Here is an 851-nt window from a genome sequence, read left to right on the forward strand (position 1 = left end):
GCAAATTGGCTGTAAAAGCCACGCTTAATGAAACTCAAATCGGTCGACGACGCTGCCCATAAGCCATAATCAGGAAGGTATTTGAGTGTGATTAATTCATTCAAACGTTGGGTATCGACGACGACATTGATTGCTCGGGTTAGCTGTTTTACTTGGTCGGTATCCCAGCCGTAGTCTTGCTGGATTTGATCCAATAAGGCTTGTTTATTTAAATCATCGGCGGGCTTTTGATAGTCCTTGATCGTGGTGTCTTCAGATGAGCTAAACGTAAGGTAGCCGTCGTTTCTAATTAGGGACACGCGATTGTGTTCATTAGCATGAATGTCGTTACGAAACACTGACGACGTATTCATGTTAAAGCCAGCCGTCATTACCGCTTGTACTACGCCATTTTTATCTGGAATCGCTTTACGAATGGGAATAACTAACGAATCTTGCGCTTCCATAAAGTAGGTTCTGCCGATCACCATGCGATCGGAGTTCAACGCTTCAAGGAAGGTCTCTCTGGTCAGCGGATCTTGCTTGAGATTGTGTAGCTTTTCCAAAATCAAGTTCGAGCTAACGGAAATGTAGTCGCCGTTGGGATTGGTCAAGCCAAAACCGATGATCGCCGGATGAATGTTGAGAAGTTTATCTAACATTGGGCGAGTTTGAATGGCCGCGGTACGAGTGAAGCTATTTTGCTCCACCAGTTGATGACCAACGACTTCTAGCAGCGATTCTTGCCCTTTTAAAAGTGACTCAACGGAGGAAGCAAACAGCTCCAATTGTAGGAGCTGTTTGTCTTTGTATTTGTCTAACGTTGCTTGGTAGTGGTAATAGCCGAATAGCGAAAATGTCACGATACTGAC

General features: G+C 44.7%; 1 pseudogene. It reads right to left on the reverse strand.

The features are described from left to right. Positions 1-851 (reverse strand): annotated as a pseudogene (locus R7E78_RS25490) (PDC sensor domain-containing protein); the annotation flags it as partial.

Source organism: Vibrio sp. YT-19(2023), assembly GCF_033337395.1.